This is a genomic window from Streptomyces sp. NPDC107765 (genome assembly GCF_055657085.1).
This window is the reverse complement of record NZ_JBVKBL010000006.1, coordinates 368,311-381,401: the sequence shown is the minus strand read 5'-3', so window position 1 is coordinate 381,401 and position 13,091 is coordinate 368,311. Positions and strand designations below refer to the sequence as shown.

12 protein-coding genes and 1 pseudogene are annotated in these 13,091 nt (G+C 70.4%); 3 read left to right on the top strand and 10 right to left on the bottom strand.

What is annotated here, in order from left to right:
* Nucleotides 1–944 precede the first annotated feature (944 nt).
* Nucleotides 945–2,285: an alpha/beta hydrolase family protein gene (locus ACZ7MX_RS18050; RefSeq protein ID WP_472133149.1), complete on the top strand. Its 1,341-nt coding sequence runs from the start codon at nucleotides 945–947 to the stop codon at nucleotides 2,283–2,285.
* A gap of 74 nt (nucleotides 2,286–2,359) precedes the next feature.
* Here the strand turns inward: ACZ7MX_RS18050 and ACZ7MX_RS18045 are convergent, their stop codons facing one another.
* From ACZ7MX_RS18045 to ACZ7MX_RS18030, 4 genes and pseudogenes are all read right to left on the bottom strand, one after another.
* Nucleotides 2,360–2,977, bottom strand: a complete 618-nt coding sequence (locus tag ACZ7MX_RS18045) for a hypothetical protein (protein ID WP_472133147.1) — start codon at nucleotides 2,975–2,977, stop codon at nucleotides 2,360–2,362.
* A 352-nt stretch (nucleotides 2,978–3,329) separates the two neighbouring features.
* Nucleotides 3,330–5,060 carry a mycolysin gene (locus tag ACZ7MX_RS18040; protein WP_472133145.1) on the bottom strand — a complete coding sequence of 577 codons (1,731 nt, stop codon included), beginning with the start codon at nucleotides 5,058–5,060 and terminating at the stop codon, nucleotides 3,330–3,332.
* Between the two features lie 345 nt (nucleotides 5,061–5,405).
* Nucleotides 5,406–5,627, bottom strand: a complete 222-nt coding sequence (locus tag ACZ7MX_RS18035) for a hypothetical protein (RefSeq protein ID WP_472133143.1) — start codon at nucleotides 5,625–5,627, stop codon at nucleotides 5,406–5,408.
* Nucleotides 5,628–5,709: 82 nt separating this feature from the next.
* Nucleotides 5,710–5,922, bottom strand: a pseudogene (locus tag ACZ7MX_RS18030) (NAD(P)H-binding protein); the annotation flags it as partial.
* Between the two features lie 329 nt (nucleotides 5,923–6,251).
* On the opposite strand from ACZ7MX_RS18030, the gene ACZ7MX_RS18025 reads away from it, so the two are divergent.
* Nucleotides 6,252–6,659: a YciI family protein gene (locus ACZ7MX_RS18025; RefSeq protein WP_201806450.1), complete on the top strand. Its 408-nt coding sequence runs from the start codon at nucleotides 6,252–6,254 to the stop codon at nucleotides 6,657–6,659.
* An 82-nt stretch (nucleotides 6,660–6,741) separates the two neighbouring features.
* Nucleotides 6,742–7,917: an RNA polymerase sigma factor gene (locus tag ACZ7MX_RS18020; RefSeq protein ID WP_472133141.1), complete on the top strand. Its 1,176-nt coding sequence runs from the start codon at nucleotides 6,742–6,744 to the stop codon at nucleotides 7,915–7,917.
* A 47-nt stretch (nucleotides 7,918–7,964) separates the two neighbouring features.
* On the opposite strand, the gene ACZ7MX_RS18015 is transcribed toward ACZ7MX_RS18020, so the two are convergent.
* The 6 genes from ACZ7MX_RS18015 to ACZ7MX_RS17990 form a co-directional block, all read right to left on the bottom strand.
* Entirely contained in the window at nucleotides 7,965–8,393 is a 429-nt protein-coding gene (locus ACZ7MX_RS18015) for a lasso peptide biosynthesis B2 protein (protein ID WP_472133139.1), read from the bottom strand.
* Nucleotides 8,390–8,641 carry a lasso peptide biosynthesis PqqD family chaperone gene (locus tag ACZ7MX_RS18010; RefSeq protein WP_472133137.1) on the bottom strand — a complete coding sequence of 84 codons (252 nt, stop codon included), beginning with the start codon at nucleotides 8,639–8,641 and terminating at the stop codon, nucleotides 8,390–8,392. Before ACZ7MX_RS18010 ends, ACZ7MX_RS18015 begins: the two co-directional genes overlap by 4 nt.
* Nucleotides 8,625–10,493, bottom strand: coding sequence for a lasso peptide isopeptide bond-forming cyclase (locus tag ACZ7MX_RS18005; protein WP_472133135.1), 1,869 nt, complete (start codon nucleotides 10,491–10,493; stop codon nucleotides 8,625–8,627). Before ACZ7MX_RS18005 ends, ACZ7MX_RS18010 begins: the two co-directional genes overlap by 17 nt.
* Before the next feature lie 78 nt (nucleotides 10,494–10,571).
* Nucleotides 10,572–10,706, bottom strand: a complete 135-nt coding sequence (locus ACZ7MX_RS18000; RefSeq protein WP_018090024.1) for a lasso RiPP family leader peptide-containing protein — start codon at nucleotides 10,704–10,706, stop codon at nucleotides 10,572–10,574.
* A 286-nt stretch (nucleotides 10,707–10,992) separates the two neighbouring features.
* Nucleotides 10,993–12,159 (bottom strand): hypothetical protein, encoded by a 1,167-nt coding sequence (locus ACZ7MX_RS17995; RefSeq protein ID WP_472133133.1) that lies wholly within the window; start codon nucleotides 12,157–12,159, stop codon nucleotides 10,993–10,995.
* A gap of 35 nt (nucleotides 12,160–12,194) precedes the next feature.
* Nucleotides 12,195–12,926 (bottom strand): dioxygenase family protein, encoded by a 732-nt coding sequence (locus tag ACZ7MX_RS17990; RefSeq protein ID WP_472133131.1) that lies wholly within the window; start codon nucleotides 12,924–12,926, stop codon nucleotides 12,195–12,197.
* Between the last annotated feature and the right edge of the window lie 165 nt (nucleotides 12,927–13,091).

The following is a 13,091-nucleotide window of genomic DNA, read 5'->3' as shown; positions in this document are numbered from 1 at the left end:
ACAGCGTGCAGGACAGCGTCCTCTCGGAACGTGGGGGATGGCCGTGCGGCAACTCGCCCCATATCAATACGGGGAGCACGGGATAAGTACAAGCCTTTCGTGCTGGGCCTTGTATACCGGCCCGCAAGAACTGCGCTCAACTCACCGTAGGGAAAGGTAGCTTATGCCTCTCGGATCTCGTCCCGGCATGGCGCAATTCCCAACACCCGCTGCAAGGCCGGGTAATTGTCGATACCTTTCCGTCCGCATTCACCGGGTCACACACAGTCGCACAGCCACGGATGACTGCCCTTGAAGCTGCCCCTTCTCGGGGAATCCGCGAGCCCGCAGCGGGCGGTCGACGAGAGCCGGCGGTCACGAACTGGCGCGTAACAAAGACGCTCCGTGAAAACGGCGGGCAACGCAGTCGCAATTCCGGGTCCGAGGGCCGCCGTCCGACGATGGCGCGAATCAGCCCTTCCGGAGGAACCCTCCTGACCGGGGATGACGCCCCGGGAGCCACCACGTCGAGGCAACGGAACAGCCACTCCCGCCGAGCCTCCGCCGGCTCACCCCTTTGCTGCTGCGACGAGCCCACGAGGGTGCCGAGCTGGCGGGAACTGGCGACTCGGCACCGGCTGCACCAGGGCTTTCCTCCCGCGCCTGTCCCGTATCGGCACTCGACGCCACTCGCCTCAGGGCATACCCACCGAGTGCCGAGAGGCCGTTACCCGCGCAGAGGAGCTCGTGGGAAAAGGCGGGTCGTAGAGGCCGGGCAACGGACGGGCACGAGGCCGCCGCCGGGCATTTCTGGACGCGTCAGCAACGCCCCTCCCACCCACCACCTTGGAGATAACTCGCCGCCCTTTCCGGCGGGTTGGCACGGCCATGGCAAAACTGCCTATACGATGACCGCCAGCCGATCGCTGATCACGTGTCGATCACCACCATGGAGGGGGCCGCCCATGAAGCACGCACGAAGGCGCCACAGCCGGTTGCGCACCCGGGTCGCCGGCACCACTGGACTACTGACCCTCGCCCTGGGCGCCGCGGTGGCACCGGCCACCGCCGCGGAGAAGACCGCCAGTGCACCCACGACCACGGCGGCGGCCATGGACGACGCGGGGCAAGCCCCGGGCCGGCTCGTGGCCTTGGACGACGCGGCGCAAGCCCCGGGCCACGCGGTGGACTTGGGCGAAGTGATGCAACACCCGCGTCGGGCGGCGTCCTTGAAGGTGGCGCCGGCTCCGGGGCAGCTGACCCTCCCCGCCCCGACCGGGAGCCATCGCGTCGGGACGGTCGACCTCCACCTGCGCGACACGAAACGCATGGATCCGTGGGTGCCCGCACAGCAGCGCGAGCTGATGGTCTCGCTCTGGTACCCGGCCACACACACCTCCCGCTATCCCGCCGCGCTCCTCCCCAACAGCCAGCAGGTGCTGCCGGGCGGGGTGACCCTGCCCACCACTGCCGGGCACACCGGCGCCCCGGTCGACCGCAAACTCGGCAAGCTGCCGGTGCTGCTGTACTCGCCCGGCGGGCGTGGGAACCGTGCGACGGGCACGGCACTGGTTCAGGACCTGGCCAGCCGCGGCTACTTGGTCGTCACCATCGACCACACCCACGACACCGGCGATGTGGTGTTCCCCGGCGGGCGACATGAGGTGAGCATGCTGCCGCCAGGCACCAAATCGCGCGACTTGATCGACGTCCGGGCGGCGGACACCCACTTCGTCATCAACCAGCTGGCCGAGATCGCCCGCGGCCACAACCCGGATGTGGAACACAAGCCGCTCCCCCACGGGCTGACCCAGGCCGTGAGCACGAAGCACATCGGGATGTTCGGCGCTTCCCTCGGCGGAGGATCGGTGGCCGCTGCCATGCACGCCGACTCCAGGATCGACGCCGGCGTGAACCTGGACGGCCAGCTCTTCGGCTCGTCGGAATACAAGCGGCTCGACCGCCCCTACATGCTGTTCAGTTCCGAGCACCACAACCGCAACACCGACGGGAGCTGGGCGCGGCTCTGGGACCACCTGCACGGAGAGCGGCTCGACCTGAAGCTGCGCGGCTCCGGGCACAACTCCTTCGTCGACAACCAGGTCCTGTTCCCCCAGGCGCCGGGCGCATTCGGGATAACCCCGGAAGTCATGCAGCAGGCACTCGGCACGATCGACCCCAACCGCTCCGTCGAGGTCCAGCGCACCTACGTCGCCGCGTTCTTCGACAAGCATCTGCGCCACCGGCACAGCGACCTGCTCGACGGTCCCTCGCGCCATTTCCCGGAGATCGCCTTCGTGCGCTGAACGCCGTCCCGAGGCCGCGGGGGCAGGCCCGGCCAAGCCGCCGTACCGTCGATGGACGGTACGGCGCGTCACTTTCAGTGCTTGGCGGGCTTGCGCGGCGGCATCCAGTGGTGAACCGTGTAGTCCCCCTTCTCCAGGGTCTCGAAGGGGGCGGAGCCCAGGCACTTGCCGACGCTGTTCTTGGGCAGGCCGTCCATCGCCCAGCTGTAGCCCAGCCGGTCCTTCTTGCCGTCGTCCAGCACGGTGAAGCCGAACCGCTTGCCCTTGAGGTTGCCGATCTTCGGCATGCCCGGTGCGTCCTGGAAGTGCGACTCGGACACGATGCCGGTGGCGACGGCGACCGGGCCGCCGGTCACCAGGCAGTCGATGCGGCCCTTGAAGTAGCCGCCCCACTGCTTGCCGACGTGGTGGCTCACGTAGAAGGTGCCGCGTGCCTTGTCGGCGAATCCGTGGGCGTCAATGGTGAAGTGGACGTTGTCGCCCGGCTGGCGCTTGAGCTTGGCCGACCCCTTGAGCAGCGGTTCGTCGACGATGTGGCGGGCGGCATGGTGCCCGGTCACGGCGGGGGCTCCGACGGCGGCTTCGACCGCGGTGGCCGCGCCCGAGGTGCCCAGGGTCAGTGCGGTCGCCGCGCCGACGAGGAGGGCCGTGGTGGCGATGAGGACAGGGCGGCGGGTGCGGGTGCGGAGCATGGCTTCCTCCAACGGAAGTGGCGTGGACGGACCCTCATCGGGTCCGCCGGCCGGGCGATTCCCGGCCGTTCACCACGGTGCCGCCCGCGCCCTTACCACCGCATCGCACCACAGGCCGGTGCGCCTCCGCCGTACGGCGGAAGGAGGGACCGTACGCCAGGCCGATGCGAGGGTGGGAGACCGAAGTGTCTGGGCCTGGCACCGCCCCTCTCCCCCGCACCATGAGGTACTTCAGTGGGCACACGCGCATGGACCGGGCCGACTGTTCGGCCCGGTCCATGGATCCGTGGGTCCACGGGTCATTCAGCTGACAGCAGTCAGGCTCAGTACTGGTCGGTACCGGTCGGACTGGTCAGTACTGGATGGTGTGGCGGTAGAGGATGTTCCGGGCCGTCGAGCCGCTGTCCAGGCCGTAGTCGGGCCGGTCGGTGAGGAAGTACTCGCGGAAGCTGGACTGCCAGGTCTTGGTCATCATGGTGTTGCTCTTCGTCCAGCCGCCGTCGACCTGGGACCACAGGTCGACCAGCGCGGTGGCAACGCGGGCCTCGCAGGCGTCGCCCGGGTCGATGCCGTTCGTGGAGCGGTCATTGGCAAGGTTCATGGAGCTGCCGTTGCCCCAGTAGTACGTGGTGTCGTTGAAGGTGTGGAACGCCACCGCGTTGGCGAAGCCCTCGGTCCAGCCGCAACTGGTGGAGGAGGTGCGATTGACGTAGTGCGGCGAGCAGTTGCTCACGTTCGGCCACCAGTTCTTGTAGAGCTTGCCCATCAGGGCGTGGCCCGCCTCGTGGATGGTGGTGTGCTCGGAGTCGGGGTCGTTGTCCGCAAGGTGGATCTTGTCTTCGTTGGTGGTCCAGTACGTGCCGTCGGTGGACCCGGGGTACCACTGGACGGTGATCGGGGTGCAGTGGCCGTCCTGCTGGCTGCTCGTCCAGCAGTTGGTCGTGGCACCGCGGTTCCACCACAGCTTGTTGAGGGTGTCGAGGGCGTGCCAGGCACGGCTCTGTCCGTCGTTGGCGTACACGTTGCCCAGGCTGGTACTGCGCGAGATGTTGTTCAGCGAGTACGTGGCGGTGGAGTAGAGGCGGCCGTTGCCGTCGACCACCGACCACATGCGGCCGGCCTGTGTCTGGAACTCCACCCATGCCTGGGAGGTGACGGAGGTGCTCGGGGTGTAGCAGAGGTTGAACTTGCCGTCGCCGTTGCCGGTCATCCCCGTGGCGAGCTTCTGCGTGCCGCTGTTGGCGGTCGGCTTGCCCCACAGGGTGATGTTGACGTTGCTGACCGGCTCGTCCCGGTTGGCCTTGCCGTTCCAACTGCCGCCCTCGGCGGACTGGAAGCGGTTGCGGAAGGTGCCGTAGACGCAGACCTGGGCGTTGGACGTGGCCGCTGCGGCGCCGCGCGGGGCGGCCGGGGCCGAGGCGGCCGGCGCACGGCCGGAGACGGGAGCGGGGGCCGCGGCCTTGGGCGCGACCGGGCGTGCCTTGCGGGCACGGGGCGCGCGGCTGTGGGCCGGGGCCGCGTCGGCCTTGGTGATCGAGACGCCCTTGTCGGAGGAGCCCTTGGCCTTGCCGACGGTGAGTTCCAACGAGTCGTGCCCGGCGCGGCGCGGGTCGGGGCGGTCGATGTCGCTGATGTCCGCCTGGATCTGGGCGGGTCCGGCGGCGACGGCCTTGACCTTGAGCTTGAGGGCACGGGTGCCGGGGGTGAGGGCGAGCGTCTGACTGGTGCGCTGGCCGAAGGTGTCCGTTGTGGGTGCGGCGAGGCCGGATTCCTCGCCGGTCATCCGGAGCGAGGGCGGCAGTTGGACGGCCAGTCCGGCGTGCTTGACCTCGGCCTGTGCCTGGACGTTCACGGTGAGAGTGGCCTGCTCGCCGACAGCAGGCAGGTGGTCGAGAGAAGCGGTGACGCCGAGACAGCTGAGCGGTGCCTCGGACTTCTTCGCCGCGGGGCGGATGGTGCAGCTGCTGCCGGCCGGGGTGGTCGTGCCCGCGAAGGCGGACGGCACGACGACGACTGCCAGACAGGCTCCAACGCCTGCCAGTGCGGTCAGAGCGGCGGGTCTGGTGACCCGTATTCGGGACATGGGCATGCCTTTCTGCGGCGCGCCCGACCCCGGTCAGGTACGACCGGGGCCGGTGCACGCGGGCAGAGCTATGAGGGGGGTAGGGCACAGCACCCGGGGCACTGCAGCGTCCAGCCACCGGTCAACCGTTGGCCAGAGCAACACCCTGGGTGACAGTGGCCGAACCATATACCGACGGCCTGCGCATGTCATCGCTTCAGGGGAAAGATGTGGATCAGGTGCTAACTGGACGCGGACGAGGCGAAGATGGGCGCCCGTTCCCCCGCCCCGAATTCCAACGGCTGCGGGACGGAGACAGATGCAGCGGCGGCAGCAGCGGCAGCGAATCCAACAGCCCGCGTCCGCTCAGCTCTTGGAGAGTGCTTCGCGCCGGATCCAATGGAGCAAGGCAGGGTTGTCGACCGTGGTGATGACGCTGACAGTGGTACGCACATGGCGGTCGTCGGCCAGCAGGGCGAGCATGCTGGCAGCCAGGTCCCCACGGGCGGTGAACCTGCCGTCGGCGTGGCCCTCGACAAGGGTGTAGTCGGTGACCGACGGCAGGTGGAACAGACCGTTCGGGCGCACGATCGTCCAGTCCAGGTCGCTGGCCCGGACGCTTGATATCGGGCTTGCCGGCGTGCGCCACGGAGATCGCGGTCATCTGGTGCACGAGCACCTCCGGCCGTGCCGTGGCGACCGCCTCGCCCACCGACGCCGCGTCCAACCCGTCCATCACCACACCGTCCGCGCCCAGCTGCGCCAGCCGGCCCAGCTTGGCCGCACTCGTGGTCGTGGCCGTCACCTGGTGGCCACGGGCCAGGAGCTGCGGCACCAGCCGCCGCCCCAGGACCCCGGTCCCGCCTGCCACGAACACCCGCATGATCATCACCTTCCTGCCATGAGCGTCTGTCTTCGCTACTCAAGACAAGACAGCCCGGCAGTCTGTGACATCGGAGGCCGGTCCCGCGGCGTCGCACCCAGCGGCAGCCCCGGTCGAGGACGCGGGCGGCCATGATCGAGTCGTCGGGAAGACCGCACATCAGGAGGCTGATCCGCTCTCCCACTGAGCGGCCGGGAGGACGGTCGTGGAGGGCGGTCGTCCACCAGGGTCAAAAATTTTCGGACGGCGATGTCGAGAACCCGTGACTGGCTCCGTCCCCGGGGTGAACGCGACCACAATGGGTCGCACCAGCACCGAGGAGAATCACGATGGCCAAGTACTTGCTGCTCAAGCACTACCGCGGCGCTCCGGCTCCGGTCAACGACGTGCCCATGGACCAGTGGACGCCCGAGGAGGTCTCGGCGCACATGCAGTACATGCAGGACTTCGCGGCCCGGCTGGAGAAGACCGGGGAGTTCGTCGACGGTCAGGCGCTCGCCCCCGAGGGGTCGTGGGTCCGGTACGACGGTGCGGGGCGCCCGCCGGTCACCGACGGCCCGTTCGCCGAGACCAAGGACCTCATCGCCGGCTGGATGGTGATCGACGTCGACAGCCATGAGCGCGCCGTCGAGCTGGCCGGGGAGCTGTCGGCCGCCCCGGGGGCGGGCGGGAAGCCGATCCACGAGTGGCTCGAAGTGCGCCCGTTCCTGGCCGCCCCGCCCACCATCACGGAGTGACCTCTCAGGTGTCTCAGGTGTCTCAGATGTCTCAGGTGTCCATCGAGTGCCCCCGGTGCCTCCTATGTCTCCGGTGTGCCCGATGAACGAGGCCCTGCTCCGGAGCCTCACGCCGAGCGTGCTCGCCGTCCTCGTCCGCCGCGGAGCCGACTTCGCGGCGGCCGAGGACGCCGTGCAGGAAGCGCTCGTCGAGGCGGTCCGCGTCTGGCCGGCCGACGAGCCACGGGACCCGAAGGGCTGGCTGGTCACCGTGGCCTGGCGCAAGTTCCTCGACCAGGCCCGCTCGGACACCGCCCGCCGCCGGCGTGAGGACCTGGTGGACGAGGAACCGCCGCCCGGGCCCGCACCCTCCGTGGACGACACGCTCCAGCTCTACTTCCTGTGCGCCCACCCGTCGCTGACGCCGTCGTCCGCGGTCGCGCTCACGCTGCGCGCCGTCGGCGGGCTCACCACCCGCCAGATCGCCCAGGCCTATCTGGTGCCCGAGGCGACCATGGCGCAGCGCATCAGCCGGGCCAAGCGCACCGTGGCCGGCGTGCGCCTCGACCGGCCCGGCGATGTCGCCACGGTGCTGCGCGTCCTCTACCTGGTCTTCAACGAGGGCTACTCCGGCGACGTCGACCTCGCCGTCGAGGCCATCCGGCTCACCCGGCAACTCGCGGCGCAGGTCGACCACCCCGAGGTGGCGGGGCTGCTCGCCCTCATGCTCCTCCACCACGCCCGCCGCGCCGCCCGGACCGCACCCGACGGCAGTCTGGTGCCGCTCGCCGAGCAGGACCGCGGCCGGTGGGACACACGGTCGATCGCCGAGGGCATCACGATCCTGCAGACCGCCCTCGCCCGCGACCGGCTGGGCGAGTTCCAGGCCCAGGCCGCCATCGCAGCCCTCCACGCCGACGCGCCCACCGCCGAGGAGACCGACTGGGTGCAGATCGTCGAGTGGTACGACGAGCTCACGCGCCTGACCGACAGCCCGGTCGTCCGGCTCAACCGCGCGGTGGCCGTCGGCGAGGCCGACGGACCACGCGCCGGGCTGGCGGCGCTCGCGGAGCTGGACGACTCCTCCCCAAGCTCTTCGAGCAGGGGACACCCCATTCCCCGCCACACCGCCGTGGCGGCGTACCTCCACGAGCGCGACGGCGACCTGGCGACGGCGGCCCGGCTGTACGCCGAGGCGGCCCACCAGGCACCCAACCTCGCCGAGCGCAACCACCTGACGCGCCAGGCCGCCCGGCTCAACGCCCACCGGACCCGATGAGGCGGGGGCATCCTCGGTGCCTTCGCTCAGTTGCTCCCCTGCCGGAGTTACTCCCCTGACGGCGACAGGGGTGGGATGGCGATCAGCGGTTTGAAGTGGCCCTTGGGGTGCGGCTCGCCTATGGGGTGGCCTTCGGCCTCGACCCAGGCGTGGGCGGCGAAGGGGTGGGTGCGCACGCCGGTGCACCAGGTGGGCCAGGCACCGCGCAAGCGGCAGAGCAGGGCGGTGGCGATGGAGCGTTGCAGGCAGCCCTGGCCGGCGCAGCGCAGGCTGACCGAGACGACCGCTTCGCGGGCGGCCAGGGCCTGGTCGGCGGTGGCGGGGTGGGCGCCGCGGCGGGCGAACTCCAGGATCCGGCGCAGACGAGCCGGTTTGGTCTTCGCCAGCAGGCGGGCAGCGGCGACGGCCAGGAGGGGTATCGGGCGGCGGTGCAGGGGCAGGCGGGGCCGTTCGGACAGGGCGACGGGCAGACTCACGCGGCCACCAGGTCCGCGGTGCGCAGCTGGGTGAGAACCGCGGTGACGTCCTGCTCGGCGCGGGCGGTGTCGATGTGGTGCCGGGCAGCGAGGTCGGCGGCGATGTCGTGCGGGGTGTGGCCTGCCAGGAGTTGGCGCAGGACGTGGGCGCCGGTGGTGTTGAGTTGCCAGTAGCGGCCGGTGCGTTGGTTGAGCAGCACGGTGCCGTCGTCGGTGTCGGTGCAGACCACGTCAGGGTGCAGGTTCATGGGCGTCGGTCGTCCTTCGGGCAGGAGTGGGCGGGACGGGGACGGGCGTGGGTCGGTTGGCTGCGCGCAGCCACGTTTCGCAGCCGATGAGGGGTTCCAGGGCGATGTTCATGGCGTTGGTCGCCTGGGGGGCGAGCAGTTGGGTGCGCAGTACGGCCGGGTCGATCAGGCCGTGGGCGGCCAGGGCCGAATCGTCGAACAGTTCCAGCAGGGCGGGGAGATTGCGGCGCAGGCCGGTGTTGGCCTCGTCGCTGAACTCCCCCTTGGTGGACCGGCCCAGCACGGTGTCGGGGACGATGCCGCGCATTGCCTGGGCGAGCAGGGGTTTGTAGTGCCAGGGGCCGGCGTGTTCGTGGGTGCGGACCCGTAGCACGGCCTCGATGACGCGGTCGTCGAAGAACGGCGAGTCGAGCTGGACGCCGGCGTCGGCGAACGGGCGGGCCAGCAGCCGGTACCAAGGGGCGGCGGTACGCACGGCGAGCAGGGTCTGGTGCTGACCGAGGTCGGTGGAGAGCGGCTGTGCGCGGGCTGCGGTGTGGTGAAGGCTTGCGCGGGCGGTCTCGATGGCCTCGGAGGTGACCCAGGCCGGGGCGCGCAGCGGCCACAGGCCCCAGCCCAGGCTGGGGCGGCGCTTGCGCAACGGCGGGTCGGTGAGGTGGTCGGCCTGGGTGCGCCACCACGATGCCTGGCTGCCGGGGCGGGTCAGGGCGGCCAGGGTGTGCAGCAACGGCCAGCGCTTCAGGGCCGCGTAGCCACGGACGTGCCTCAGCGCGGTGACCGGGCGGCGCCGCAGCAGGGGGTGCAGGTAGCCGGGGAAGGGGGTGAACAACTCGTCGCCGCCGTGTCCGGCCAGGTGGCGGTGCGCTCCGCGGTCGGCGAGCAACCGGGCGGTGTGACGGGTGCGCGCGGCGGTGCGGACGAAGGGGTAGGGCTCTTCGCTGTCGGTCGGGGTGGCCGGGTCGGTGAAGAGCGCCGGGAGGTCGGCCGGGGGTATGACGAGGTGCTCGGCCTGGTCGAGGTGGTCGATGGAGTGGGCGGCGAAGGCGGCGTCGTCGTTGCCTGCCTCGGCCTCGCCCCAGCGGAACGTCAGCAGACCGGGGTGGGTGCGGGCGGCGAGGAAGCACAGGGAGGTGGAGTCCATGCCGCCGGACAGGTCGCTGCTCAGCCGGCCCTCGGAGGGCTCACGGCCGGCCAGGGCGGTCTCCAGCACTTCGCGCAGGGCTGTTGCGCCGGCGGCGAGCGGGAGTTCGGGGGTGGGGGGCTGCCACCAGCGGACCTGCCGGGGTTGCCTGCCCTGCTTGTCCTGGAGCACCAGGTAGTGGTCCGGCGGCAGTGGGTGGATGCCTGTCCACAGAGGTGCCTCACTCAGCGGCGGGGGAACGAGTCCGCCGCAGGCCAGGCGTACGGCCAGGGCGCGTTCGTCGATGCCGGCGCCGGTCATCGCCGCCAGCACATCGGCGCGGTCGGCGGCGACGGGCAGCCCGTTGACGTGGGTGTGGAAGATCCGGTGCAGTCCGGTGATGCTGCCTTGTACGCGGACCTGTCCGTCGACCGAGGCGATGACGTGGCACGAGCCCGGGAGGGCTGCGGCCAGGGCGTCGATGTCGGCGAGGGTGCGGATGCGGGCGGTGAGTTCGGACAACCGCGTGGCGGTGACCGGGCAGATCCCGATCACCGCCACCCGTACCGGGCCCGCCGTGGCCACCTGAACCGCGTCAGGCAGCCACGTGCCCACCAGCCACGGACGCCCGGAGGCGTGCGAGATTACCTGGGGCGCCGACCAGGGCACCTGCGCACGAACCTCCACCGCGGACGCCGCATCCGGCAGGACCACGAACCCAGCACCGGTCATCTGTGCCTACTCCTGAAAGTCAGCTGTCGAACCAGCCGTTGTCGGTCAGCCGGCTGTCGATCAGCCAGTGACGATCGGTCAGCCGCCGTAGTGGCCGAAGATGTCCTTGCCCCAGCCGATGAAGCCCAGCGTGTCCTCGTTGAACTCACCGACCTCGACCAGCATCGGGGCGGCGTACGGCTCCACGGTCGACAGCTCGTTCTGCTCTTCCATATCAGCCTCCATGGGTATAAAGCGGCAGTCATCCGACTGCTCGGGCACAAGCTAACACCGAAGGATCGCGCCATGATCGAATTTCTTTACGAGTGCGGTGGCGGCTGCCGGGTGCGGTGGAGGCGAGCGGGGACCATACCCGCTGGTCAACAGCGGATCGACCCGATGGAGGAACCCAATCCGTTTTGCTGTGAGCGGAGTTGAGTCATTTTTCCGCTTCGGCTGAAGCCTGCCCGGGGCCTCCTCGGGCAGGGAGAACCCTGCTTGTGCGCCGGCCTGACGGCGATCAGTTCGTGAGGCGGGTGATCGTCGGGATGAGGTCGCCGTGGGGGGAGATTCCGGTGGCCCACAGGTCGGCGCTGTTCGGCACGGTGGTGGAGCTGCGGAGGACGAGGTCCGGGGCAGGGGTCTTCTCCCACTGGTCGCGCTGGGCGTTCCAGTGCAGGGCGACGGGGGCTGCCCCCTTGCCGCCGAGGGCCCACAGATCGCCGTTGCCGGTCTTGCCCACGGCGCGGAGCCGGCCGTCGGCCACGTCCGGTGTCTTGGCCGTGGTCCAGGTGCTGCCGTTCCAGTGCACGGCGAGCGGCCGCTCCGTACTGCCGGTGGTGGTCCCGCCCACCGCCCAGATGTCTTTCGCCGAGAGGGCAGTGATCGCGCCGAGCCAGTTGTGGGTGGTGTGCGGGCCGGGCGCCGTGACACGCCGCCAACTGGTGCCGTCGAAGTGCAGCAGCAGCGCCGACTGCTGGGACTTCTCATCGGGGGCGTAGGCGGCTCCCACGGCCCAGATGTCGTCGGGCGCGACCGCCGTGATGCCGCTGAGTTCCCCCTTGCCGACATCGGGCACGGGCTGCCGGTGCCAGGCATTGCCGTCCCAGGACTGGATGGCCGGGACGCCGTCCTTGATCGAGCGGCCCATGGCCCGGCCCACCGTCCACACCTTCCCGTCGGAGGTGGTTGTCACGGCGTCCGGGACGACATGGCCGGAGGGGTCGTCGGCCAGCTGGTACGCGGTCCACTTGGCGCCGTCCCAATGTGCCGAGGCGCTGCCCACCGCCCAGATGTCGGTGGCCGAGCGGACGGCGAGCGCTTGCGGGAAGCTGTTGTCGGGGAGGGTGGATTCCTGGGTCCACGAGGTACCGTCCCAGCGCAGTGCGATCGCCTCCAGCGAGGTGTCGCTCTTGAGCCGGTAGCCGACGGCCCAGGCCTGCTTGTCGCTCAGGGCGGCGACGGCGGTCAGATCGCCCTTCTTGACGGGCACCGGGGTTGCCTGCCACTGCCCCGTGTGCGGGGCGGGGGCGAGGGATGCCGCGGGAGCGGTGGCTGCGGCCGGAGCGGTCGGATCACCGCTCTGGCCGGCCAGGACCAGGCTCCCGGTGACGACGGTGGTGGCGAGGGCGGCCAGCAGGGAGACCCGGACGGATCGCCGCCGGGGGAAGGAGCTGTGCGAGGGCATACGCATTCCTTGTCCGGATGGGGGTGGGAGGGTGCCTAGACCGTGGTCGTGATGACGAAGTCGAAGGCGCCGGTGTAGCGGTCGTCCTCCGGGCCGGTGAGGCGGATCGTGCATGCGCGGTTGAGGAGTCGGTCGGCGGCGTTGAGCGCGGCGAAGTCCCTGCCGTACGCCTGGGTGTTGTCGGGGAAGTACAGCTGGGTGATGAGCACCGGGCCGCCGGAGGTCTGGACCTGGGTGTGGATGTGGGGAGCCCGTCGACCCCAACGGCCCCAGTAGTCCCGGGGAATGATGGTGCGGAGTCGGTAGGCGCCCCTGCTGTCGGTGTACTGGTGGCCGCGCAGGGAGAAGCCCGAGGTGTCGTAGTCACCGTTTTGGTCGCACTGCCAGAACTCGATGAGCGTTTCGGGCAGGGGCTTGCAGGACGTGTCGTACACGACGCCGCTGAGGTCGAGCCGTACGCCCTGGATCGCCGGCGTGATCAGATCGCCGCGCTCGGGGGAGTTGGGCTTGAACAGCGGGCCCTCGATGGACGCCGGTGTTTCGTGGCCCGAGCAGGCCGGGGTGACGGCGAGCCGACGGGTGCCGGGCCGGGCCCCCGGGGCGGCCTCCTCTGCTGCCTGGGCCGGAGGGCCGGCAGCGGCGGTCACGCTCGCACCGAGCGCCACTGCCGTCACTCCGACGGAGGTCGACCTGATGAAGGACCTGCGTGAACTGCGCTGTGTTCCTGGTGCAGCACCGTCCGGGCCGGTCTCGTCGGCGTACCGCATCGCGTCTCCTTTGCGGGATGGTGGCGTGGGGGACAGCACCGGGGACGATGAGGTACTCCCCCGGCTCAGGCCAGCCTCCGTGGTCAGGGCGACCGCGCACATCCGTCGAACGACCGGCCGGTTACGTACGTGACGAAACCCCAGGGGGAGGCCAAGGGCCGGTCC